Origin of the sequence: Duganella sp. Root336D2, assembly GCF_001425005.1 — a bacterium.
In the GTDB taxonomy this organism is placed as follows: Bacteria; Pseudomonadota; Gammaproteobacteria; order Burkholderiales; family Burkholderiaceae_D; genus Rugamonas.
In genome coordinates, this window is the sequence record NZ_LMDB01000038.1 from 93,680 (window position 1) to 114,801 (window position 21,122).

Consider the following 21,122-nt stretch of genomic DNA (forward strand, 5'->3'; position numbering starts at 1 on the left):
GCGAGGCCATGAAACAAACACTGCAACTGCGAACCTCGCAACACCTGGCGCTGACGCCGCAGCTGCAACAATCCATCCGCCTGCTGCAGCTGTCCACGCTGGAGCTGCACCAGGAGTTGGAACAGCTGCTTGGCGACAATCCCATGCTGGAGCGCCTCGACGATCCGCTCGACCACTCGGTACGCCTGCTGGCCGATGGCGCCATCAGCCAGGGCAACGGCAATGGCACCGAAGCGCCCGCCGCGCCCGCCCCTGAAGGCGGGCAAGGCGAGGGCGGCGACGCCCCGGCTGCCGCTGCCGACGGCGAAGGTTATGAAGGCGGCGACAGCGAAAATGCCGGCAACGGCAGCGACGACGGCGACTGGAGCTCCAGCTCCGGCAGCAAATCCGCCGACGACGAAGACAGCCGCCCGCAGCTGGAAGCTTCCGGCTGCACCCTGCGTGAACACCTGCTGGAGCAGATGCGCGTCACCGTGCAGGAGCCGCGCGACCGCGCGCTGATGGAACTGATCATCGACGCGCTGGACGACAACGGCTACCTGGAAGAAGCGCTGGAAGAAATCCACGAGCGCCTGCCGCCCGAACTGGAAATCGAGCTGGACGACCTGCGCTGCAGCCTGGTGCTGCTGCAAAGTTTCGACCCCGCCGGCGTCGCGGCACGCAATGCCTCCGAATGCCTGGCGCTGCAGATCAAGCGCATGCCCGGCGTGCCGCTGGTGACGCGCCGCATGGCGCTGACCATCGTCGAGAAGCACCTGACCTGGTTCGCCCAGCGCGAGTTCACCAAGCTGAAGAAAGCCCTCGACTGCGACGACGAAGACTTGCGTGAAGCACAGTGCGTGATCCGCCAGTGCAACCCGCATCCGGGTGCCGAATTCGCGTCTGGCGAGTCCGACTACGTGGTGCCGGACGTGATCGTGAAGAAGGGCCGCAGCGGCTGGCTGGTCACACTGAATAACGACGTGGTGCCGCGCCTGCGCGTGAACGCGCTGTACGCCAACCTGCTCAAGCAAGGCAAGAGCGAATCGCAGATGAATGGCCAGCTGCAGGAAGCCAAGTGGCTGATCAAGAATATGCGCCAGCGTTTCGACACGATCCTGCGCGTTGCGGAAGCGATAGTAGAAAGACAAAAGAACTTTTTCAGTCATGGCGCAGTGGCCATGAGACCCCTTGTGTTGCGTGAAATTGCTGATACACTGGGACTACACGAGAGCACTATTTCTCGCGTAACAACTCAAAAATATATGCTCACCCCACATGGCATGTTTGAGTTGAAATATTTCTTTGGTAGCCACGTCGCGACCGAAGCTGGGGGTGAAGCTTCTTCGACAGCGATACGGGCACTGATCGTGCAATTGACAGGAGCAGAAGACCCGAAAAATCCTTTATCCGACAGTAAGATTGCGGACATGCTGGGAGAACAAGGCATGGTGATTGCGCGACGGACTGTTGCCAAATATCGAGAAGCGTTGAAAATCCCTCCGGTAAGCCTCCGCAAATCTTTGTAGTGCAGTGCATGGGTTCCTCTGTGCGTTTCGGCGTGCACGAACTCGAGAGCGACATCATCTTTAGGAGTGTGTATGAATCTCACCATCAGTGGACATCATGTCGAAGTGACCCCAGCCATCCGCGAGTACGTGCAGAACAAGCTGGAACGCGTCAAGCGCCATTTCGATCAAGTAATTGATATTGCTGTCATCCTGACTGTAGATAACCTCACCGAGAAAGAGAAGCGCCAGAAAGCGGAAATCAACCTGCGCATGTCTGGCAAAACCGTGTACGTCGAAAGCCTGTCGCAAGACCTCTACGCCGCCATCGACACCCTGATTGATAAACTGGATCGCCAGGTCATGAAATACAAAGACCGCGTGCAGAACCACAATCATGCGGCCATCAAGCATTTCCCGGATACGTACGAAGCACCACCCACCGCCGTGTAAAGGAGCGGCCGTGTAGCACACCAAAGGGCGCAATTGGCGCCCTTTTTTGCGGCCAGTGTGCGTTAAAATATTTGCATGAGCGAACACGTCCACACCCATCTCTCCAACGGTACCGGCTTTATCACGCTGGACCGCCCGAAGGCCCTCAATTCACTGTCCCTCGACATGGTGCGCGCGATGACGCAGGCGCTGCTTGCGTGGCGCGACGATGCGTCCGTGGCGGCAGTCGTGTTGCGCAGCAGCAGCGAGCGCGCGCTGTGCGCGGGCGGCGACGTCCGCTTCTTCCACGACGTCGGCCGCGCCAACACGCAAGGCGACAGCGCACTGCTGGAAGACTTCTTCACCGAAGAATATGCGCTAAACCATTTAATCCATTTCTATCCCAAGCCATATGTGGCGCTGATGGACGGTGTGGTGATGGGCGGCGGCATGGGCATCGCACAGGGCGGGCCTGACTGCGGCGTGCGCATCGTCACCGGCCGCACCAAGATGGCGATGCCGGAAGTGAATATCGGCCTGTTCCCGGATGTAGGCGGCAGCCATTTCCTGTCGCATGCGCCGGGGCAGCTTGGCATGTGGCTGGGCCTCACCGGCCTGACGGTCGGCGCTGCCGATGCGCTGTACCTCGACCTGGCTGATTACTTCGTGCCGGAGACGGAACTGGCCGGTCTGGCCGCGCTGCTCGAATCCACGCCCGGCAAATCGCTGCGCGACGCGATTGCCGTTTATGCCGGCCCGCATAACGCCTTCGCCGGCGACAGCGAGCTGGAAGCGCAGCGCGCTTTGATCGACAAGCATTTCTCGGCAGGCTCGGTGCCGACCATCATGCAATCGCTGCGCGGCGACAGTACGCCATTCGCGCAGAAATCGCTGAAGGCAATGGAGCTGCGCTCGCCGCTGATGATGAGCGTGACCCACGAACTGCTGAAGCGCGGTGCAGCGCTAGGGGTGCCAGACTGCTTGCGCATGGAACGCAATCTGGTGCGCCGCAACTTCGAGCATGGCGAAATTTTCGAAGGCGTGCGGGCGCTGGTGATCGACAAGGACAACCAGCCGAAGTGGAATCCCGCGACCCTGGCCGAAGTTACGCCCGCAATGGTGGAGCGCTTTTTCGAGCCATGCTGGCCGGCCTGGGCGCACCCCCTGCGGCATCTCGCATGAGGGAGTTGGACCGGATCGACCGCAGCATCCTCAATATCCTGCAAGAGGATGCCAGTACGCCGCTGCGAGAGATCGCCGAGCGCGTGCATTCATCGGTCGCAACCTGCCAGCGCCGCATCGAAAGGCTGCGTAGCGACGGCGTGCTGGTGAAGGCCGTCGCGCTGGTCGACCGCGCATTGGCCGGGCGGCCGCTGACGGTGTTCGTGTCGGTCGAACTGGAGAAGCAGAATACCGACATCCTCAAGCAGTTCGAGCATCGCATGCGCTCCGAGCCCGAGGTGATGTCCTGCTACGAGGTGGCGGGCGAATTCGACTTCCACCTGATCGTCACGGTGGAATCGATGGAGGAATACAGCGCCTTCACGCGCCGCGTCTTCACCTCCCACCACAATGTCATCAACGTGAAGAGCCTGTTCGCCATGAACTGCTCGAAGTTCGAGACCAAGCTGACGCTTTGATTTTTGGGGCAGGGCCGGCTTAAGTCATGGAAGTTCAAATGGGAAACCATCTTGAGTTAATGAGGGATAGGGCGAGCACGTTTCCAGCAGTAGGGGACATGTCGGCAATTCGCACTGCGCGGATTTGGCATTGCAGGTATCGCAGCCTGACGCCGATTTCCGGCATGATCAATGTTGAAGAGCTTGTGATTGGCACTTGGCCGGATTCACCGCATGAAGTACTGAGCAGAATGTCGCGGCTTCGCTATTTATCAAAGTCTGTACCAGGTCTGTCATTTGGACAGCTAGCGCTCTCACTTGAGAAATATCAAGACACGAATTTCGCCAATTTCTTGCATTGAGATTAGTCAAAGGTTCGGTGCTGATGTCCAAATGACAGACCTGGCACTGGCTTGTGGCACTGGCTAGCGAAGTTCGAGACCAACCTGCCGCTCTGACGCTAGGCCGGATTGCGTTTGGCTACCTCAAGCGAATAACAAAAATCATTGCAGCCAAATTCAACGGCTTTAAAGAGCTTGTCGAGCGCCGCTTCATATCCCCAGACCAATAGATAGGCAGCGATCAGCGTCAATGCCATTATTGCAAGGGTCCAAAGGCTCGACGCTATTCCCGCCATTGTGGACTGGGAGGGTTCCAGGACCTTTGAAAACGTATAAATGAAGCTTGCCCAAATGAGACCAACAATCCATTTAAGTGCTGTGACGCGATTGCGTGAGCGTTCTTCAATAGGCTTGATTGACTTTTTAAGGAGCTCGACTTCTTTCTCGGACTGGAACCCATTCTTGCCGAGAAAATCGACCACGAAATTAACGGCGTCCGGTGTCACACCGCTATGCGCGTAGAAGCTGGGCAGCGAAAACAAGACCAGCAGTGCTGGGGCTAACATCAGTGTCAGGTTCATGATGTTCGCGGCTTCCGTCTTTGCGAGGCCGATGCTTTCGATTAGTCCGACCCCTATGAAGGCAGCTGCAAAGGCGATATACGCCCACAAAAATATTCCATTGGTTTTTTCCTTCACCCCCATCTTCAAGAACTTCAATGGTAGCCAGAGAAGCCGTTGAAGAAGTCGTAGCAGGGTGGAACTGCTCAAGCGGCCTTCCAGCAGGAAAGCCTCAAGTTCGATGATGAGGGAGAGGGTTTTTTCGTACATCGATCAAGCTTAGAGGCTTTTACCTTTAGTAGTTCGTATCAAAAGCCGCACGAATCGGTGCCATGAATCGGTCTTCTTGCCAGTTAATCGCAAGCGATACAGCTGGCATTTGATTTGGAGTGGGCACTTTTGCGTATCGCCAATGCGGCCACGATCAAGGAGAGGCACGGCAGCCAAACCCATAGGAGTTCAGATTTGATGACGGTTAAGCCGGCGGGGCCCAGGAAGCGTCCCATGGTTAATGGCGATACGCGGATGAACTGGACCGGGAAGAAATGCCGCTGATCGGAGAATGGCCACCAGATCGCGGCACCAAGGCCGCCTGTCGTCAGCATATCGAGCAAGGGGTGCGAGACGCAGGCGAACGACACGAATGCCATTGTCACCCAGCGTTTCGCTTGCAGCCATGGCGCGGCAAGCGCCGCCAGCAATCCTAATGCCAGCGCAAACACAATTGAGTGCGAGGCTCCGCGATGGCCAAGCTGGTTTGCATATTCGATCCCAAGCTTGAAGGCGATGACGTCCATATCAGGTACGATTGCCGCCACCATGCCGGCCATCAGCAGCCGACGTGAAATGCGGGTTGGGCCAAGTACGACGCCGAGTGCCAGCGGAATCGCTGGGTGGGTAAGGATGGTGGGCATGATGCTAAGGAAATTAAATGGAGGGCTCGCGATGGTGCTTACGCAAATCGCATGAAGCTCTTGCGGACTGCGGCGCTCCCCAGTTAAGGAAGTTGCGTTCGGTCTTCTGGGCTAGGAAGAGGTGCTCGCGGGCCGCCGGGTAAAACGACGACTTCGCCTGCATCACTCTTTAGGGCAGTCGACTGGCGGCAAGGGGCCGAACACGACCTCGGTATCGGCTGGGCCCGAAGTCTGCAGGATGTAGACGACTTTAGCCGCGCTGTCGACGTACATCATATGCGCGCGGCCGCCCGGCAGCATGCCAGGTGAATTCAGCGTCATGTGTCGCGTGTCGCGCAGCTTCTCCGGCAACTGCGGCACGGTGGGCCATTTTTCGCGGGTGCCGGATGGCGACACGAAGCTGGCGTAATGCGCAGCCGTGCAACGCCAGATTGGTTCCGGCTCGGGAGGTGCAGCGCCCAGCGCTGCTGCAAGCAGTAATGAGATCGCCATGTGCAGATGATAGATCAAAAATCAGCTATAGGATTACTTTAAATTGTTACCGTCGGCTGAGCTGCGGCCTGGCCGGAGGCGCACCGCTTTCCATCCGGATGCGCAGTTCTCCATCTTCCTTGACCAGCAGGACCGCATACGAATGGGATGTAGTCTCGGCACCTGCCTGGTCGCTTCGCGCTACACCGCCGGTGACCATGACCGATTGGTCGCCGAGCTTCTCGTATGCCAGGCCTTGCCAGCGGAACGTAGCGGGTGGCTTCCAGCTTTTCGCGTATTCGCTGGACAGCTTGTCGAACGTAAGCTCTTCTTTCCATTCTCCGCCAATGAAAATCGTGCCGCGCCGGGAGTACCTGTTGGCCAGCGCCTTGCGGTCGCCTGCGGCGACATCGTCCGCGTAGGTATCCATGAAGAAGTGCGCGAGATCGAGGATGTCGGTTGCCGCAGGATCCGCACAGGCGACCTTTGCCAATGGGCCGAAGATCACTATTGAGTCCAGCGTGCCGGCGGACTGCTCGATGTAGGCCTTGCCGGCTTTGGTATCAACGTACATGACGTGCGACTTGCCTCCAGCGTAGGCGCCGGAAGTGTTGAGCAGCATGGACCGCTTGTTCCGCAAATGTCCGGGCAAGGCCTTCAGCACGGGCCATTTGGCCGCGGTGCCGGATGGGGAGACGAAGGCACCATAATGCTGCGCAGTGCAGCGCCAGGCCGGATCCGGATCCACGGGTGCGGCGCCAACTGCGGCTGCTGCCAGCAAGACGAATAAGTTCATTTACCCTCCAACTCTTTCATGCGTTGCGTGATCTGGTCCATCTTGTCGACAGCGTTGAATGCATCGCAGTTGTCGGCGACCTGTTCCTCTCGCCCTGGCTCTTTGGCGAAGTAGAGCTTTTCGCAGTCGCATCGCAGGCGAGCCTTGAGTTTCTTGCCCTTCCGGAGTTCCGCGGTCCAGCAGGAATCGGCACAGCCGCAGGACTGATAGGTCAGGACTTCGCCTGCGCGTGGCCAATCCAGATTGTATTGGCGATGCTGTCCGGCAGCCTGCACTGCAGGAGTCAGGGCCAGCATTGCAACCAGAGATAGCCGGCGTATTTTCATTCTGGGAAAATGGTTTGGAAGCTTACGCCGCAGGACTTGAAGGTAAGCACCGTCAGTACCTGCGGGTCGACCTTGAATGTGACTTTGGCGAACTCGTTCTCGCTGACACCATTGCACGGAATATCCAGCGCGTGCTCGCCAGCTTCAACCTGGACATTTTGACTGGCGCGGTCGATCGCCTCTTTCAGTGTCGTGCTGTCGATGCGCTCCATGAAGTCGGGGCGGACGCCTTGCGGGAGCTCGGGTGCGACCGCAACTTCCGCCAATTTTTCGGAACAGGCTGCGAGCGCAAGGCAAAGGATGGGAATAAGTTTCTGCATCATGGAGAATGTTAGCATGTCGGCAAGTGAAAAAATTTCTCACTGGCATGTGCGTAATCGGGAAATCGTTTCGTGCGGACTGCCTAAGATGATCGCTCGTTGTTTGAAAGGAGAGCATCATGATTGACCACGTATCCATTGCCACCCGCGACCTGCCGCGTGCGGTGGAATTTTATACAGCCTGCCTGGAGCCGCTTGGCTACAGCGTGCAGCACCAGGATGACAAGCAGGCCATCTTCGGCGCGGACGGCCACTGGGCCTTCGCCATCTATCCAGCGCAAGGCGATGCGCCGCTGATTGGCCAGCGCGGCCACATTGCCATCAAGTCGCCATCGCAGCTCGCGACCCACGCCTTCCACGCCAATGCCATGGCGCAGGGTGGTGCATCCTTGCGCACGCCCGGCCTGCGCCCCGATGTCAATGAGCGCTATTTTGGGACGATGATCACTGATCCGGACCAGCATACGATCGAAGTGGTGCACTGGCTGGATTAATTTGGTGCACGGGGCCGGCCAACGGCTGGCCCGTATCTTGCAGTACCGCTTGGGTCATCCACTTTATCCAAGCGCTAATGACCACCATCCGCTCAGCCCCACCCGGCCGATGCCGCTGCCATCGCTGCAATCTACAACCACTACGTTTCGACCACCACCATCACGTTCGAAGAGGCCGAAGTAGGCATCGACGACATGGCCAACCGCATCACGAAAGTCATTTCATCCAAGCTGCCCTGGCTGGTGCTGGAGCAGGACGGGAAGATCCTCGGCTACGCCTACGCCAGCAAATGGAAAGAACGTTCTGCTTATCGCCTTTCGGTCGAGAGCTCGATCTACCTGCACCAGGAAGTGCGCGGCAAAGGTTTCGCGCGCAAGCTGTACCAGCATTTATTCGACCTGCTGCGCCAGAGCGGCGTGCACCTGGTGATCGGAGGCGTGGCGCTGCCCAATGACGCCAGCGTTGGCCTGCACGAGAAGATGGGCTTCCAGCCCGTCGGCGCGTTCAAGGAAGTCGGCCGCAAGTTCGGCCGCTGGATCGACGTCAGCTACTGGCAGCTGCGGCTGGAGTAATTGAAATTACGTCTGCTCACGGTGGCGCAGCACCACCGTCTCAGTCGGCGCGAAGTGGCGTGCCAGGCGTTCGGCCATATAGACTGAGCGGTGCTGGCCGCCGGTGCAGCCGACTGCTACCGTCAGGTAGGAGCGGTTGTCGCGCCTGAAATGCGGCAGCCATTTGGCGACGAAGCCTTTGATATCCTGGAACATCTCTTCCGCGCTTTCCTGCGCATCGAGGAAGGCGATCACCGGCGCATCGCGGCCGTTCAATGGACGCAGGGTGAGGTCGTAATATGGATTCGGAATCGCGCGCACGTCGAACACGAAGTCGGCATCGAGCGGTACACCGACTTTGAAAGCGAAAGATTCGAAGAACAGCGTCAGTGGTGCGTTCTCGCTGTGCACCAGGTCCTTGACCCAGGCGCGCAGCTTGTTGGCGTTCATCTCCGATGTATCGATCACGTGGCCAAGCTGCTGGATGGCCGACAGGCGTTCGCGTTCCTCGGCGATGCATTCGATCAGGGTGCGGCGTGCCGCAGGATTCTGGCCGGGCGCCAGTTCGTGCGACAACGGGTGGCTGCGGCGGGTTTCAGAGAAGCGCGCCACCAGCGAATGGGTGTTCGCGGTGAGGAAGATCACCTTTACATCGTGGCCGTCTTCTTTCAGCTTGCGGTATTCGCCGGGCAGGCTGGCAAGGCTGGAAGCGCTGCGCGCATCGACCGCAACGGCCAATGCATCCGTTCCCTCAATTGCGAGGCGGTTGATCAGGTCTGGCAGCAGTGCCGGAGGCAGGTTGTCGACGCAGTAGTAGCCGATGTCTTCAAGAACGTTCAGCGCAACTGATTTGCCGGAGCCGGAGATGCCGGTGAGTAGTACGATTCGCATGCGACTGATAGTACCATTAGTCCGTATCAGTCGCCGGACATGGCTTGGCGTTGCCGCTCCATGAATTCCTGCAGCGTGTCGATGCCGCGCAGTTGCAGGATGGTGTTGCGCACCGCAGCTTCCAGCAGCACAGCGATGTTGCGGCCGGCAGCAACGGGAATCACGACCTTGCGGATCGGAAGTCCCAGCACGTCTTCGGTCGGGAACTGGAACGGCAGGCGCTCCACTTCTTCCTCCAGCGCGGAGCGGCGCACCAGGTGCACGATCAGCTTCAGGCGCATCTTGCGGCGCACGGCGGTCTCGCCGAAGATCGCCTTGATGTCGAGCAGGCCCAGGCCGCGCACTTCGAGCAGGTTTTGCAGCAGCGGCGGGCAGCGGCCTTCGATCATGTTCGGCGCGATGCGTGCGAACTCCACCGCATCGTCGGCCACCAGGCCGTGCGAGCGTGAAATCAATTCAAGTCCCAGCTCGGATTTGCCGAGGCCGGAGTCGCCGGTAATCAGCACGCCCACGCCCAGCACGTCCATGAACACGCCGTGCATGATGATGCGCTGCGCCAGCTTCTTCGACAGGTAGACGCGCAGGAAGTCGATCACCTGCGCCGCCGGCAGCGGGGTGGAGAACAGCGGGATATTCTTTTCGTCGCAGATCGCCAGGATGTCCGGCGGCGTCTCAAGGCCCTGCGCGATGATCAGCGCCGGCGGTCCGCCCGCGATCAGTTCACCGATCACGTGGGCGCGCGTCAAGGACTTGAGGCGCTGGTAGTAATTGATTTCCTGGTGGCCGAACACCTGGATACGTCCAGGGTGAATCGTATTCAAGTGGCCAACCTGGTCGGCCGCCGAAGCGACGTCGCCGGAGATCAGGCGTTCGCCGCCTGGAAAGCCGGCGAACCATCCAAGCTGCAGGGTTTCGCGATTGTCGTCGTACAGTCTCTGGATCGTCAGCGGCGTTTGCAGCATGGCTTAACTCGCCGCCTGCAGGCTGGGCTGCCAGTTGACGATGCGGCTGTAAACCGATTTCGGGTCCGGGTCTTCCGTCAGGGCCTGGCGGAAGGCGTCGTCCGAGAACATTTCTGCGATCTCGGACAGGATTTCGAGGTGCTGCTGCGTCACGTGATCAGGAATGAGCAGGAAGAACAGCAGGTTCACTGGCTTGCCGTCCGGCGATTCGAAAGGAATCGGTTCGGCCAGGCGAACGAAGGCGGCCAACGGCGCCTTCAGGCTCTTGGATCCCTTGATACGCCCGTGCGGTACAGCCACGCCGTGACCCAGGCCGGTGGAACCCAGCCGTTCACGCGCGAACAGGTTGTCCGATACGGTAGAGCGAGCGATGCCGCAATTGTTCTCAAAGATCAGGCCGGCTTGCTCGAAAGCGCGCTTTTTGCTGGAGACTTCCAGGTCGAGCTGGACGTTCTCTAGCGAAAGGATTTTGCTCAGGTTATTCATGACGCGACATTTAGGTGCTTTGCGAGCGCATTATAGGCTTGTTTCTCAGCCGTGTAACTCGAAATTCACGCAATGTTTCCGCGTGGAAAATGCACTTACTGGCGGGCGTTGCGCAAATTGGCCGGCCGCTGTGCACTACTAAAGTTGGTGCGCCATGGGTTGATATCAAGGCCGCCCCGGCGGGTATAGCGCGCGTACACCGTTAAATGTTGAGGCTTGCACTGGCGCAGGATGTCCGTAAAGATACGCTCGACGCATTGCTCGTGGAATTCATTGTGTTCGCGGAAACCGATCAGGTATTTGAGCAAGCTTTCCTGGTCGATCTGCGGGCCGTAGTAGCTGATCTGCACGCTGCCCCAGTCGGGCTGGCCGGTCACCAGGCAATTCGACTTCAGCAAATGCGAGACGAGGGTTTCCTCTACTGGCAATTCGTCGAAGTTGGCTTTCAGGGTTTCCGGCTGCGGGGAATAGTTGTCGACATCGATATCCAGGCGGTCCAGCAACTGGCCTTCCAGTTCGCCCATTCCCAGCTTTTCGAAGTCTTCCTGCATGGTCAGGGTGACGTGTACGCTGGCGCCGGCGGCTGCGGACAGGTCTTGCTGCAGCAGGATTTTCAGTGCGTCGGGGCCGGCCAGCCTGGTCTGGTTGAAGGAATTGAGGTAAAGCTTGAAAGATTTCGATTCGATCAAGTTTGGCGAGTCGGCCGGGATGGTGAAGCGCGCCACGGCGACTTGCGGCTTGCCGCGCATGTTGAGCCAGGACAGCTCGTACCCGTTCCAGATATCCACGCCGAAGAAGGGCAGGGTGCCTTTCAGTCCCAATTCGTCACGCTTGGCCTGGCGCGGGATCGGGAACAGCAGTTCCGGCGCGTAGTCGGTGCGGTAGGCGGAGGTTTTGCCGAGGGGGGATTGCTCTGGGTGGTTGGACATGGCGGACTTCGTTTTGGGACAGTCCGCCAGTTTACCTGAAACCCGGTTACCGGTTTTAGAGGAACAACTTGTAAACCGGATTCTGCGACTCATCCCAATAGCGATACCCAAGGGTAGCCAGGAACTGCGCAAACTTGTCCGCATCCTGTGCCGGCACCTGCAAGCCGATCAGGATCCTCCCCACATCGCCGCCCTGCGAGCGGTAATGGCACAGGGAGATATTCCACTCCGGCGCCATCGAATCCAGGAAACGCATCAGCGCACCCGGACGCTCGGGGAACTCGAAGCGATACAGCAATTCATCCTTCGCCAGCACGCTCTTGCCGCCAACCAGGTGGCGCAAGTGCGACTTGGCCAATTCATCATGCGTCAAGTCCAGCGTCTTGAAGTTGTTCTCTTCAAAGCGCCGCGCAATCGTCGAAGACTCGCTGCGATCGGCTATCTGCACACCGACAAACACGTGCGCCTGTTCCTGGTCGCTGATACGGTAGTTGAACTCGGTGACATTGCGTGGTCCCACCAGGCTGCAGAAGCGTTTGAACGAGCCGCGCTGTTCCGGCATGGTCACCGCGAACACTGCCTCGCGCGATTCACCCAGCTCGGCGCGTTCCGCCACAAAGCGCAGGCGGTCGAAGTTCATGTTGGCGCCGCTGCAGATGGTGACCAGGGTTTCGCCCTGTACCGGATACTTGCCCATCTCGGCCCGCTCGACATAGGCCTTGGCGCCGGCGACGGCCAGTGCGCCGGAAGGCTCCAGGATCGAGCGCGTATCGGTGAACACGTCCTTGATCGCCGCGCAGATCGCATCGGTATCGACCACGATCACTTCATCGACAAACTGCTGCGCCAGGCGGAAGGTCTCTTCGCCCACCAGGCGCACGGCAGTGCCGTCGGCGAACAGGCCGACATCGGACAAGGTCACGCGTTCGCCAGCCTTGATGGAGCGGCCCATCGCATCCGAATCCATGGTTTGCACGCCGATGATCTTGATATCGGGGCGCAGCTGCTTCACATAGGCTGCGACACCGGCAATCAGGCCGCCGCCGCCGATCGGCACGAAGATCGCATGGATCGGGCCGGAGTGCTGGCGCAGGATTTCCATGGCGATCGTGCCCTGGCCGGCGATCACTTCCGGATCGTCGAACGGATGCACGAAGGTCAGCTTCTGCTCTTTTTCAAGCTGCAGGGCGTGGTTGTAGGCGTCTGTGTAGGACTCGCCATGCAGCACCACTTCCACGCTGGCGCCGCCGCGGCGACGCACTGATTCGATTTTCAGCTGCGGGGTGGTGGCAGGCATGACGATGAGGGCGCGGCAGCCGAGTTTTGCTGCGGACAGGGCAACGCCCTGCGCGTGGTTGCCGGCAGAGGCGCAAATGACGCCGCGCTTCAATTGCGCGTCGCTCAGATTCGCCATCTTGTTGTAAGCGCCGCGTACCTTGAAGCTAAAGACGTCCTGCACGTCCTCTCGCTTGAAGTAAATCTGGTTGCCAATTCGTTGCGAGAGAATCGGTGCCAGTTCGAGCGGAGTTTCATGGGCCACGTCGTAGACGCGGGAAGTCAGGATTTTCTTCAGGTAGTCGATAGTCATGATTTGCAAAAGTAAAGGTGTGGTGCAAAGACTGACAACGGCGGGTAACCGGAGGAGGTGCACGCCTGCCATGCGGGTATGCGGGTGGCAGGATGTCTAACGTGCTTTGAGCTTGGTACGGATGATTATAATTGACCCATGATTGAAAACGCTATTCGCTGGCTGCTGGACCTTATTGCGGCGCCAGAAGTGGGGCTGACGTCGGTGTTTATCATCAGTTTCGTCTCAGCCACACTGGTACCCCTGGGCTCGGAGCCCGCGGTCTTTGCCGTCTGCAAAGCCAACCCTGAACTGTTCTGGCCGGCCATTGCGGTCGCCACGGTGGGCAACACGCTGGGCGGGATGGTTGATTACTGGATCGGTTATTACGCCAAGAAAGCCTTCACCAAGGAACGTTCGAGCCGCTGGTTCGGCTGGCTGGCGCACCATGGGGCCAAGACCATGCTGCTGTCCTGGGTGCCTGGTATCGGCGACCCGCTGTGCACGCTGGGCGGCTGGCTGAAGCTGCCTTTCTGGCCGTCCGTCATGTATATGGCGATCGGCAAGCTGGCGCGCTACCTGACCATGACCTCCCTGCTGCTGTACGTGCCGGATGGCTTCTGGCGCTCGTTGGCCCACTCGCTGGGCGGGTGAACATTCCGCATGGCAGCGGGGTTGCAGAATTTCGGGTAGTTTGACGTGGAAACTTACAAACTAAATGTTGAATTATTTGCCTTTAGCGAAATTTAGTTCTTTGAATTGACGTTAACGGAACCCCGTTGGCCTCTAAGGCTGTTTCCATCTTGTGCGCCGCAATAAGATAGAATGTTCTGTCCCAGCGTCAGCCCCCCGTCCACGCAATATGAACGCACCAGCACAAATCCAGGCACTGCTCGCCGAATCGCCAGATGGTCACGCCCATACCCGCTTGCGGGAGATTCCGTACAACTACACTTCCTTCTCTGATCGCGAAATCGTGATCCGCCTGCTGGGCGAAGAGTCCTGGGCGTTGTTGGACGAACTGAGGGCCTCGCGCCAGACCGGCCGATCCGCGCGCATGCTGTACGAAGTGCTGGGCGATATCTGGGTCGTGCGCCGCAACCCCTACCTGCAGGATGACCTGCTGGACAATCCGAAGCGCCGCCAATCCCTGATCGATGCACTGCATCACCGTCTGGCGGAAGTTGACAAGCGCCGCAACACTGTCGACGCTGCAGCCGATACCGATTCGGAAAAGCGCAGCGGCAATGTGGAGAAGCTGCTGCGCGCCGCAAGCAAGGCAGTGGCCGACTTCGGCGAAGAATTCCGCCAGATGTACGACCTGCGCAAGCGCACGCAGAAGGTGCTGGGCAAATACACCGAGAAGCACAATATCTGCTTCGACGGCATGAAGCGTATCACCCACGTGACCGACGCCACCGACTGGCGCGTCGAGTACCCGTTCGTGGTGCTGACGCCGGACAGCGAAGATGAAATGGCAGGCCTGGTGAAAGGCTGTATCGAACTTGGCCTGACCATTATCCCGCGCGGCGGCGGCACCGGCTACACCGGCGGCGCGATTCCGCTGACGCCATTGTCGGCTGTCATCAACACCGAAAAGCTGCTCAAGCTGGGCGCCGTTGAAATGAAGGTGCTGCCAGGCCTGGACCGCGAATACGCGACCGTGCACTCGGAAGCAGGCGTCATTACCAACAAGGTCAGCGAAGCGGCGGAAAAAGCTGGCTTCGTGTTTGCGGTCGACCCGACTTCGGCCCACGCCTCCTGCATCGGCGGCAATATCGCCATGAACGCGGGCGGCAAGAAGGCTGTGCTGTGGGGCACCGCGCTGGACAACCTGGCCTCGTGGCGCATGGTCGACCCGAACGGCGACTGGCTGGAAGTCACGCGCCTGGACCACAACTTGTCCAAGATCCACGACACGCCGCTGGCGCGCTTCAAACTGGAGTGGACGCATCCGAACGGACGCGGCGAATCGAAAGGCGAGCCGTTCAAGACCGAGATCCTGGAAATCGAAGGCCGCAAGTTCCGCAAGGAAGGCCTGGGCAAGGACGTCACCGACAAATTCCTGGCCGGTCTGCCCGGCGTGCAGAAAGAGGGCACCGATGGCCTGATCACGTCCGCGCGCTGGATCCTGCACAAGATGCCGAAGTTCACGCGCACCGTCTGCCTGGAGTTCTTCGGTCAGGCGCGCGATGCGATCCCGTCGATCGTTGAGATCAAAGACTACCTGGATGGCCTGCCGGCACAGGGCGAGCAATTCACGACCATCCGCCTGGCTGGCCTGGAGCACCTCGACGAGCGCTACCTGCGCGCCGTCGGCTACGCCACCAAATCCAAGCGCGGCGTGCTGCCTAAGATGGCGCTGTTCGGCGACATCGTCGGTGACGATGAAAGCGCCGTGGCGCTGGCCGCATCCGAAGTGGTGCGCCTGGCGAATACGCGCGTCGGTGAAGGCTTCGTGGCCGTGAGCCCGGAAGCGCGCAAGAAATTCTGGCTGGACCGCGCCCGTACCGCGGCAATCGCGAAGCACACCAACGCCTTCAAGATCAATGAAGACGTGGTGATCCCGCTGAACCGCATGGGCGAGTACACCGACGGCATCGAGCGCATCAACATCGAGCTGTCTCTCAAGAACAAGCTGCAGCTGGCCCAGGAACTGCGCGCATTCCTGGCCGCCGACAAGCTCCCGATCGGCAAGAGCGACGACGCCACCGACGACAAGGTCGGCTACGACGAAATGCTGGGCGACCGCCAATCCCAGGCGCTGGCGCTGCTGGACCAGGTGCATGCACGCTGGACTTTCACCCTGGCCAACCTGGACAAGCCGCTGGCGGAAGTGCGCGCCGACTTGCTGGCGCTGGGCCTGCAGCACCTGGCTGGCGCGCTGGACGACCGCCTGCAGCACCAGCCGCAAGCGACCCTGTTCGACGTGGCGCAAGACCGCACCGTGCGTATCAGCTGGAAGCAGGAAATCCGCGCGCAACTGCGCCAGGTCTTCAACGGCGGCGCTTACAAGCAGATCCTCGATGAAGCGCAGGCGATCCACAAGCGCGTACTGCACGGCCGCGTCTTCGTGGCGCTGCACATGCACGCCGGCGATGGCAACGTGCACACCAACCTGCCGGTCAACTCGGACCACTACGAAATGCTGCAGGATGCGCACAAGGCAGTGGCACGCATCATGAAGCTGGCCCGCTCGCTGAACGGCGTGATCTCGGGTGAGCACGGCATCGGCATCACCAAGCTGGAATTCCTGACTGAAGACGAGATCGGCGAATTCCGCGAATACAAGAAACGCGTCGACCCGGAAGGCCGCTTCAACAAAGGCAAGCTGCTTAACTTGCCGGGCATGGAAGCGACCCTGCTGAATGCCTATACGCCTTCGTTCGGCCTGATGGGCCACGAATCGCTGATCATGCAGCAAAGCGATATCGGCGACATCGCCAACAGCGTGAAGGACTGCCTGCGCTGCGGCAAGTGCAAGCCGGTGTGCTCGACCCACGTGCCGCGCGCCAACCTGCTGTACTCGCCGCGCGACAAGATCCTTGCGACGTCGTCGCTGATCGAAGCCTTCCTGTACGAAGAGCAGACCCGCCGCGGCATTTCGATCCGGCACTGGGAAGAATTCGAAGACGTTGCCGACCACTGCACCGTATGCCACAAGTGCGAATCGCCATGCCCGGTCAATATCGACTTCGGCGATGTGTCGATGAATATGCGCAACCTGCTGCGCAAGATGGACAAGCGCTCCTTCAATCCGGGCAAGCGTGCGGCCATGTTCTTCCTGAATGCGACCGACCCGTCCACGATCCGCGCCACGCGCGAGGTGATGATGGGCTGGGGCTACAAGGCGCAGCGCCTGGGGCATGAAGTGTTCAAGACCGTCGCGCGCAAGCAGGCCAAGGCACCGCCGCCTACGGTCGGCAAACCGGCCGTGCGCGAGCAGGTGATTCACTTCGTGAACAAGAAAATGCCGGGCAACCTGCCGAAGAAGACGGCGCGGGCGCTGCTGGACATCGAAGACAACAAGATGATCCCGATCATTCGCGATCCGAAGAAGACCAATGCCAATAGCGAGGCCGTGTTCTACTTCCCGGGCTGCGGGTCGGAGCGGCTGTTCTCCCAGGTCGGCCTGGCCACGCAAGCCATGCTGTGGGATGTGGGGGTACAGACCGTGCTGCCGCCGGGCTACCTGTGCTGCGGCTATCCACAGCGCGGTGCAGGCGATTACGACAAGGCGGAGAAAATGGTGACGGACAATCGTGTCCTGTTCCACCGCATGGCAAATACGCTGAACTACCTGGATATCAAGACTGTGGTGGTGTCTTGCGGTACCTGCTACGACCAGTTGGCTGGCTACGAGTTCGAAAAAATCTTCCCTGGCTGCCGCATCATGGACATCCACGAGTACCTGCTGGAGAAGAACGTCAAGCTGGAAGGCGTGACCGGCACCCGCTACATGTATCACGATCCGTGCCACTCGCCGATGAAGATGCAGGATCCGCTGAAGACGGTGAACGCGCTGGTGTCCACGGTCGACAATGTGAAGATCGAAAAGAACGATCGCTGCTGCGGCGAGTCCGGCACGCTGGCTGCCGCCCGTCCGGATATTTCGACGCAGGTGCGCTTCCGCAAGGAACAGGAGATGGTGGCCGGCGCCGACAAGCTGCGCCAGGATTTCGATGGCGACGTGAAGATCCTGACCAGCTGTCCGGCATGCCTGCAAGGCCTGACCCGCTATAACGACGATTCCGGTACCACTGCCGACTACATCGTGGTCGAAATGGCCAAGCACAAGCTGGGCGACAACTGGCTGGTGGATTACGTGGCGCGCGCCAATGACGGCGGCATCGAAAGGGTGCTGGTATGACGATCAACTGCGACCTGTGCAAGCTGCTCGCCAATCCGCCTGTGGACGTGGTGATCTGGCATGACGACCGCCTGGCAGTGATCCTGGTCGACGAGCCGGGCTACCCGGGCTTCACGCGTGTAGTGTGGCACGACCACGTGCGCGAAATGACCGACCTGCCGCCGGCGGACCGCGACCACCTCATGCAGGCCGTCTGGGCGGTTGAGCAGGCGCAGCGCGCCACCATGGCGCCGCACAAGGTCAACGTGGCCAGCTTCGGCAATATGACGCCGCACGTGCATTGGCACGTCATCCCGCGCTACACTGACGACGCGCACTTCCCGAACCCGACCTGGGGCGCAAGGCAGCGCGAGCCTGACGCGGCCGCCACTGCGGCGCGTGCAGCCCTGCTGCCGGCCCTGCGTGCGGCTATCATCGAGAATCTGAAATGAAGAACCCAACCGGCCTGACAGTCCACAGCAAATCGCGCTACCTGGAAATCTCTTTCGACGATGACGCGAGCTTCAACATCCCGTTCGAGCTGCTGCGCGTGTATTCGCCGTCGGCGGAAGTGAAGGGGCACGGGCCGGGCCAGGAAGTACTGCAAGTCGGCAAGCGCGATGTCGCCATGACCAACCTCGAGCCGGTCGGCAATTACGCCGTCAAGCCGACCTTTGACGACGGCCACAATTCGGGCCTGTACACCTGGGATTACCTGTACGACCTGGGCGCCCGCATGGAGCACCACTGGGCGGACTACCTGAAACGCCTGGAAGCCGCCGGCTTCCCTGGCGACTCCGGCCGCGAAGCCGGCACCGTGCTGCCCGGCGCCGCCACCAAGGCCCACGGCTGCGGCCACCACCACTGAGCCAGTCCGGATCCAGATCCGGTGATGCGCGCGCGCAGGCGCCGCGGGCCGCCGGATCGGCCTGGCGCAGAGGATGGCGGTGTCGAGGTAGATCTTGCTGGGCATTGGGCCAGCTTGCGCTTGGCCCGAATGCCTGCTTTCGGATACGTCAAGAAATGGCGGCATGTTGCCGCCATTGAAAGAATGCTTAGTTGACCATCATTTTGCGGCGCTGGAACTCTTCATAGCGTTGCTGCTCGCGTTCCCAGATGTAGCGGAATGCGGCGCGGGCTTCCGGAGTCAGGCGACGGATGGCCTCAACATTGAAGGTCATCGGGTGCGGCTCAGCGGATGCCAGTGCACGCGATTGGGCGCGGGTGGCATCGATGAACTGCTTGGTGGCTTCGTCGATATCCGGGAAAAAAATGTCCGCGGGCAATTTTTGCTGAAGCTCCATCTGAAAATCTCCTAGTAAGACAAATCGTCTGAGCCATAAAACGACTCGTTGAGCATTCTGGTTGACAAGCGTCATCAAAATCTGTGCGCCACCCCACAAATGTATAATGCGGCAATTACAAGGCACCCTCAAAATGACCAATACCACCCATTTCGGTTATAAAACCGTCAACGAAGACGAGAAAGTCAAGGAAGTCGCCAAGGTCTTCCATTCCGTCGCGGCCAAGTACGACATCATGAACGACCTTCTGTCCGGCGGCCTGCACCGCATCTGGAAGGCTTTCACTATTGCTAACGCTGCCGTGCGGCCGGGCATGAAGGTGCTGGATATCGCGGGTGGTACCGGCGACCTGGCCAAGGCATTCGCCAAGGCGGCCGGAACGACCGGCGAGGTCTGGCTGACCGATATCAATGAATCGATGCTGCGCGTCGGCCGCGATCGCCTCTTGAATAAGGGCCTGGTGACCCCCACCTTGATTTGCGACGCGGAGAAGCTGCCATTCCCGGATAACTACTTCGACCGTGTCAGCGTGGCGTTCGGCCTGCGCAATATGACGCACAAGGATGTTGCTCTTTCTGAAATGCGCCGTGTGCTGAAGCCGGGCGGCAAATTGCTGGTGCTGGAATTCTCGAAAGTGGATCCGGTCTTGCAAAAACCATATGACTTTTATTCCTTCACGGTGTTGCCGTGGATGGGCCAGAAAGTGGCCAACGATTCGGAGAGCTATCGCTACCTGGCCGAGTCGATCCGCATGCACCCGGACCAGGAAACGCTGAAGACCATGATGCAGGCTGCGGGTCTTGAGCGCGTGCAGTACTACAACCTGACGGCCGGTGTGGCCGCTTTACACACCGGCATCAAAATGTGAGACGCCAAAAGATGAAAATGAAAAAATTCCTGGCCGGCGCGATGATCGCGCTGTCCGCAGTGAGCATGATGAGCGAGTTGTCCGCACGCCCGATGGGCGGCGGCAAGTCCTTCGGCCGCCAGTCGTCGGGCGTGAGCAGCATGCCGCGCCAGGCAGCTCCGGCGCCGGCACCAAGCGCCCCGAGCGCCGCGCCGACCGCCAACCGTCCTGCTGCCGCACCGACTCCTGCAGCGCCCGCACCGGCCCCTAAGCCAAGCATGTGGAAGGGCATCCTCGGCGGCGCACTGCTGGGCCTCGGCCTGGGCGCGCTGCTGTCGCACTTCGGCCTGGGCGGCGCCATGGCGTCGGCCATCAGCTCGATCCTGATGATCGCCCTGATCGGCGGCGTGATCTTCTTCATCGTCCGTATGCTGCGCCGTAAATCGCAGCCGGCGGCCCAGCCGGCATTCAGCGGCGGCTACAACGGCGGCAACGTGCACCAGATGCAGCCAGCGGCGTTCGAACCGGTGGCGCCTGCGGCCGGTGCAGCGCTGGCGGCGCCTGCCGCGGCGGAAGCGGCAGCGCATGCGCCTTGGGGTGTGCCGGCCGATTTTGATACCGCTGGCTTCCTGCGTGGGGCCAAGTCCAACTACATCCGCCTGCAAGCGGCATGGGACAAGGCAGACGTGGAAGATATCCGCACCTTCACCACGCCTGAAGTGTTTGCCGAGCTGCGCATGCAGATCCAGGAGCGCGGCGCGCAAGCCGAGTACACCGATGTGGTGGCAATCGAGGCTGAGCTGCTGGGCATCGAGAACGACGGCAACGATTCCCTGGCCAGCGTGAAGTTCTGGGGCAAGATGAAGCCTGCAGCCGATGCGCTGCCGGAACCATTCCAGGAAGTATGGAACCTGACCAAACCGCATAACGGCAAAACGGGCTGGATGCTGGCAGGTATCCAGCAGCTTGCGTGAC

25 protein-coding genes are annotated in these 21,122 nt (G+C 60.1%); 13 read left to right on the forward strand and 12 right to left on the reverse strand.

Annotated elements, in window-relative coordinates; translation table 11 throughout:
* The first annotated feature begins 8 nt into the window (after positions 1–8).
* The 5 genes from ASD07_RS26810 (at position 9) to ASD07_RS31195 (ending at position 3,900) form a co-directional block, all read left to right on the forward strand.
* Positions 9–1,508, forward strand: a complete 1,500-nt coding sequence (locus tag ASD07_RS26810) for an RNA polymerase factor sigma-54 (RefSeq protein ID WP_055937849.1) — start codon at positions 9–11, stop codon at positions 1,506–1,508.
* A 72-nt stretch (positions 1,509–1,580) separates the two neighbouring features.
* Positions 1,581–1,940 carry a ribosome hibernation-promoting factor, HPF/YfiA family gene (hpf, locus tag ASD07_RS26815; protein ID WP_055937852.1) on the forward strand — a complete coding sequence of 120 codons (360 nt, stop codon included), beginning with the start codon at positions 1,581–1,583 and terminating at the stop codon, positions 1,938–1,940.
* 75 nt (positions 1,941–2,015) lie between these two features.
* Entirely contained in the window at positions 2,016–3,101 is a 1,086-nt protein-coding gene (locus tag ASD07_RS26820) for an enoyl-CoA hydratase/isomerase family protein (protein ID WP_055937855.1), read from the forward strand.
* Positions 3,098–3,559, forward strand: coding sequence for an Lrp/AsnC family transcriptional regulator (locus ASD07_RS26825; protein ID WP_055937858.1), 462 nt, complete (start codon positions 3,098–3,100; stop codon positions 3,557–3,559). Before ASD07_RS26820 ends, ASD07_RS26825 begins: the two co-directional genes overlap by 4 nt.
* Positions 3,560–3,657: 98 nt before the next feature.
* Positions 3,658–3,900 (forward strand): hypothetical protein, encoded by a 243-nt coding sequence (locus ASD07_RS31195; RefSeq protein WP_156398188.1) that lies wholly within the window; start codon positions 3,658–3,660, stop codon positions 3,898–3,900.
* A 98-nt stretch (positions 3,901–3,998) separates the two neighbouring features.
* On the opposite strand, the gene ASD07_RS26830 is transcribed toward ASD07_RS31195, so the two are convergent.
* From ASD07_RS26830 to ASD07_RS26855, 6 genes are all read right to left on the reverse strand, one after another.
* Positions 3,999–4,709, reverse strand: a complete 711-nt coding sequence (locus ASD07_RS26830; RefSeq protein WP_055937861.1) for a hypothetical protein — start codon at positions 4,707–4,709, stop codon at positions 3,999–4,001.
* An 83-nt stretch (positions 4,710–4,792) separates the two neighbouring features.
* Entirely contained in the window at positions 4,793–5,353 is a 561-nt protein-coding gene (locus ASD07_RS26835; RefSeq protein ID WP_055937864.1) for a metal-dependent hydrolase, read from the reverse strand.
* Between the two features lie 162 nt (positions 5,354–5,515).
* On the reverse strand, positions 5,516–5,845 hold the full coding sequence (locus ASD07_RS26840; RefSeq protein WP_055937868.1) for a hypothetical protein: 330 nt from the start codon (positions 5,843–5,845) through the stop codon (positions 5,516–5,518).
* Between the two features lie 46 nt (positions 5,846–5,891).
* The gene (locus ASD07_RS26845; protein ID WP_055937871.1) at positions 5,892–6,620 is read right to left on the reverse strand and encodes a hypothetical protein; all 729 of its coding nucleotides are present in this window, start codon (positions 6,618–6,620) and stop codon (positions 5,892–5,894) included.
* Positions 6,617–6,916: a hypothetical protein gene (locus ASD07_RS26850; RefSeq protein ID WP_156398189.1), complete on the reverse strand. Its 300-nt coding sequence runs from the start codon at positions 6,914–6,916 to the stop codon at positions 6,617–6,619. Before ASD07_RS26850 ends, ASD07_RS26845 begins: the two co-directional genes overlap by 4 nt.
* A 26-nt stretch (positions 6,917–6,942) precedes the next feature.
* On the reverse strand, positions 6,943–7,269 hold the full coding sequence (locus tag ASD07_RS26855) for a hypothetical protein (RefSeq protein WP_055937878.1): 327 nt from the start codon (positions 7,267–7,269) through the stop codon (positions 6,943–6,945).
* A 116-nt stretch (positions 7,270–7,385) separates the two neighbouring features.
* On the opposite strand from ASD07_RS26855, the gene ASD07_RS26860 reads away from it, so the two are divergent.
* Positions 7,386–7,760 carry a VOC family protein gene (locus ASD07_RS26860; RefSeq protein WP_055937881.1) on the forward strand — a complete coding sequence of 125 codons (375 nt, stop codon included), beginning with the start codon at positions 7,386–7,388 and terminating at the stop codon, positions 7,758–7,760.
* Between the two features lie 129 nt (positions 7,761–7,889).
* On the forward strand, positions 7,890–8,333 hold the full coding sequence (locus ASD07_RS26865) for an arsinothricin resistance N-acetyltransferase ArsN1 family B (RefSeq protein ID WP_373922105.1): 444 nt from the start codon (positions 7,890–7,892) through the stop codon (positions 8,331–8,333).
* 6 nt (positions 8,334–8,339) lie between these two features.
* Here the strand turns inward: ASD07_RS26865 and rapZ are convergent, their stop codons facing one another.
* The 5 genes from rapZ to ilvA form a co-directional block, all read right to left on the reverse strand.
* Complete coding sequence (gene rapZ / locus ASD07_RS26870) at positions 8,340–9,203, reverse strand: RNase adapter RapZ (protein ID WP_055937887.1); 864 nt, start codon at positions 9,201–9,203, stop codon at positions 8,340–8,342.
* 26 nt (positions 9,204–9,229) lie between these two features.
* Positions 9,230–10,165 carry an HPr(Ser) kinase/phosphatase gene (hprK, locus tag ASD07_RS26875; RefSeq protein WP_028101576.1) on the reverse strand — a complete coding sequence of 312 codons (936 nt, stop codon included), beginning with the start codon at positions 10,163–10,165 and terminating at the stop codon, positions 9,230–9,232.
* Between the two features lie 3 nt (positions 10,166–10,168).
* The gene (locus ASD07_RS26880; RefSeq protein ID WP_055937891.1) at positions 10,169–10,651 is read right to left on the reverse strand and encodes a PTS sugar transporter subunit IIA; all 483 of its coding nucleotides are present in this window, start codon (positions 10,649–10,651) and stop codon (positions 10,169–10,171) included.
* A gap of 95 nt (positions 10,652–10,746) precedes the next feature.
* Positions 10,747–11,580 (reverse strand): NADPH-dependent 7-cyano-7-deazaguanine reductase QueF, encoded by an 834-nt coding sequence (queF, locus tag ASD07_RS26885; RefSeq protein ID WP_055937894.1) that lies wholly within the window; start codon positions 11,578–11,580, stop codon positions 10,747–10,749.
* 55 nt (positions 11,581–11,635) lie between these two features.
* The gene (ilvA, locus tag ASD07_RS26890) at positions 11,636–13,168 is read right to left on the reverse strand and encodes a threonine ammonia-lyase, biosynthetic (RefSeq protein WP_055937896.1); all 1,533 of its coding nucleotides are present in this window, start codon (positions 13,166–13,168) and stop codon (positions 11,636–11,638) included.
* Between the two features lie 138 nt (positions 13,169–13,306).
* On the opposite strand from ilvA, the gene ASD07_RS26895 reads away from it, so the two are divergent.
* The 4 genes from ASD07_RS26895 (at position 13,307) to ASD07_RS26910 (ending at position 18,864) form a co-directional block, all read left to right on the forward strand.
* Entirely contained in the window at positions 13,307–13,801 is a 495-nt protein-coding gene (locus tag ASD07_RS26895; RefSeq protein WP_055937899.1) for a YqaA family protein, read from the forward strand.
* A gap of 208 nt (positions 13,802–14,009) precedes the next feature.
* Complete coding sequence (locus tag ASD07_RS26900) at positions 14,010–18,017, forward strand: FAD/FMN-binding oxidoreductase (RefSeq protein ID WP_055937903.1); 4,008 nt, start codon at positions 14,010–14,012, stop codon at positions 18,015–18,017.
* Positions 18,014–18,448, forward strand: a complete 435-nt coding sequence (locus ASD07_RS26905; RefSeq protein ID WP_055937906.1) for an HIT family protein — start codon at positions 18,014–18,016, stop codon at positions 18,446–18,448. The genes ASD07_RS26900 and ASD07_RS26905 overlap by 4 nt, the downstream gene beginning before the upstream one ends.
* Positions 18,445–18,864 (forward strand): gamma-butyrobetaine hydroxylase-like domain-containing protein, encoded by a 420-nt coding sequence (locus tag ASD07_RS26910; RefSeq protein WP_055937909.1) that lies wholly within the window; start codon positions 18,445–18,447, stop codon positions 18,862–18,864. The genes ASD07_RS26905 and ASD07_RS26910 overlap by 4 nt, the downstream gene beginning before the upstream one ends.
* A 187-nt stretch (positions 18,865–19,051) precedes the next feature.
* On the opposite strand, the gene ASD07_RS26915 is transcribed toward ASD07_RS26910, so the two are convergent.
* Entirely contained in the window at positions 19,052–19,375 is a 324-nt protein-coding gene (locus tag ASD07_RS26915) for a hypothetical protein (protein WP_156398190.1), read from the reverse strand.
* A 58-nt stretch (positions 19,376–19,433) separates the two neighbouring features.
* Between ASD07_RS26915 and ubiE the strand changes: the two genes are divergently transcribed.
* Both ubiE and ASD07_RS26925 read left to right on the forward strand, forming a co-directional pair.
* A complete protein-coding gene (ubiE, locus tag ASD07_RS26920; RefSeq protein WP_055937912.1) occupies positions 19,434–20,168 on the forward strand; it encodes a bifunctional demethylmenaquinone methyltransferase/2-methoxy-6-polyprenyl-1,4-benzoquinol methylase UbiE in 735 nt (244 codons plus the stop codon).
* An 11-nt stretch (positions 20,169–20,179) separates the two neighbouring features.
* The gene (locus tag ASD07_RS26925) at positions 20,180–21,121 is read left to right on the forward strand and encodes a Tim44 domain-containing protein (RefSeq protein WP_055937917.1); all 942 of its coding nucleotides are present in this window, start codon (positions 20,180–20,182) and stop codon (positions 21,119–21,121) included.
* Position 21,122 lies beyond the last annotated feature (1 nt).

What these genes read in the sequence shown, in the direction of transcription:
- ASD07_RS26810 (WP_055937849.1), top strand. Translation starts at nt 9, where the DNA reads ATGAAACAAACACTGCAACTGCGAACCTCGCAACACCTGGCGCTGACG.
- hpf (WP_055937852.1), top strand. Translation starts at nt 1,581, where the DNA reads ATGAATCTCACCATCAGTGGACATCATGTCGAAGTGACCCCAGCCATC.
- ASD07_RS26820 (WP_055937855.1), top strand. Translation starts at nt 2,016, where the DNA reads ATGAGCGAACACGTCCACACCCATCTCTCCAACGGTACCGGCTTTATC.
- ASD07_RS26825 (WP_055937858.1), top strand. Translation starts at nt 3,098, where the DNA reads ATGAGGGAGTTGGACCGGATCGACCGCAGCATCCTCAATATCCTGCAA.
- ASD07_RS31195 (WP_156398188.1), top strand. Translation starts at nt 3,658, where the DNA reads ATGTCGGCAATTCGCACTGCGCGGATTTGGCATTGCAGGTATCGCAGC.
- ASD07_RS26830 (WP_055937861.1), bottom strand. Translation starts at nt 4,709, where the DNA reads ATGTACGAAAAAACCCTCTCCCTCATCATCGAACTTGAGGCTTTCCTG.
- ASD07_RS26835 (WP_055937864.1), bottom strand. Translation starts at nt 5,353, where the DNA reads ATGCCCACCATCCTTACCCACCCAGCGATTCCGCTGGCACTCGGCGTC.
- ASD07_RS26840 (WP_055937868.1), bottom strand. Translation starts at nt 5,845, where the DNA reads ATGGCGATCTCATTACTGCTTGCAGCAGCGCTGGGCGCTGCACCTCCC.
- ASD07_RS26845 (WP_055937871.1), bottom strand. Translation starts at nt 6,620, where the DNA reads ATGAACTTATTCGTCTTGCTGGCAGCAGCCGCAGTTGGCGCCGCACCC.
- ASD07_RS26850 (WP_156398189.1), bottom strand. Translation starts at nt 6,916, where the DNA reads ATGCTGGCCCTGACTCCTGCAGTGCAGGCTGCCGGACAGCATCGCCAA.
- ASD07_RS26855 (WP_055937878.1), bottom strand. Translation starts at nt 7,269, where the DNA reads ATGATGCAGAAACTTATTCCCATCCTTTGCCTTGCGCTCGCAGCCTGT.
- ASD07_RS26860 (WP_055937881.1), top strand. Translation starts at nt 7,386, where the DNA reads ATGATTGACCACGTATCCATTGCCACCCGCGACCTGCCGCGTGCGGTG.
- rapZ (WP_055937887.1), bottom strand. Translation starts at nt 9,203, where the DNA reads ATGCGAATCGTACTACTCACCGGCATCTCCGGCTCCGGCAAATCAGTT.
- hprK (WP_028101576.1), bottom strand. Translation starts at nt 10,165, where the DNA reads ATGCTGCAAACGCCGCTGACGATCCAGAGACTGTACGACGACAATCGC.
- ASD07_RS26880 (WP_055937891.1), bottom strand. Translation starts at nt 10,651, where the DNA reads ATGAATAACCTGAGCAAAATCCTTTCGCTAGAGAACGTCCAGCTCGAC.
- queF (WP_055937894.1), bottom strand. Translation starts at nt 11,580, where the DNA reads ATGTCCAACCACCCAGAGCAATCCCCCCTCGGCAAAACCTCCGCCTAC.
- ilvA (WP_055937896.1), bottom strand. Translation starts at nt 13,168, where the DNA reads ATGACTATCGACTACCTGAAGAAAATCCTGACTTCCCGCGTCTACGAC.
- ASD07_RS26895 (WP_055937899.1), top strand. Translation starts at nt 13,307, where the DNA reads ATGATTGAAAACGCTATTCGCTGGCTGCTGGACCTTATTGCGGCGCCA.
- ASD07_RS26900 (WP_055937903.1), top strand. Translation starts at nt 14,010, where the DNA reads ATGAACGCACCAGCACAAATCCAGGCACTGCTCGCCGAATCGCCAGAT.
- ASD07_RS26905 (WP_055937906.1), top strand. Translation starts at nt 18,014, where the DNA reads ATGACGATCAACTGCGACCTGTGCAAGCTGCTCGCCAATCCGCCTGTG.
- ASD07_RS26910 (WP_055937909.1), top strand. Translation starts at nt 18,445, where the DNA reads ATGAAGAACCCAACCGGCCTGACAGTCCACAGCAAATCGCGCTACCTG.
- ASD07_RS26915 (WP_156398190.1), bottom strand. Translation starts at nt 19,375, where the DNA reads ATGACGCTTGTCAACCAGAATGCTCAACGAGTCGTTTTATGGCTCAGA.
- ubiE (WP_055937912.1), top strand. Translation starts at nt 19,434, where the DNA reads ATGACCAATACCACCCATTTCGGTTATAAAACCGTCAACGAAGACGAG.
- ASD07_RS26925 (WP_055937917.1), top strand. Translation starts at nt 20,180, where the DNA reads ATGAAAATGAAAAAATTCCTGGCCGGCGCGATGATCGCGCTGTCCGCA.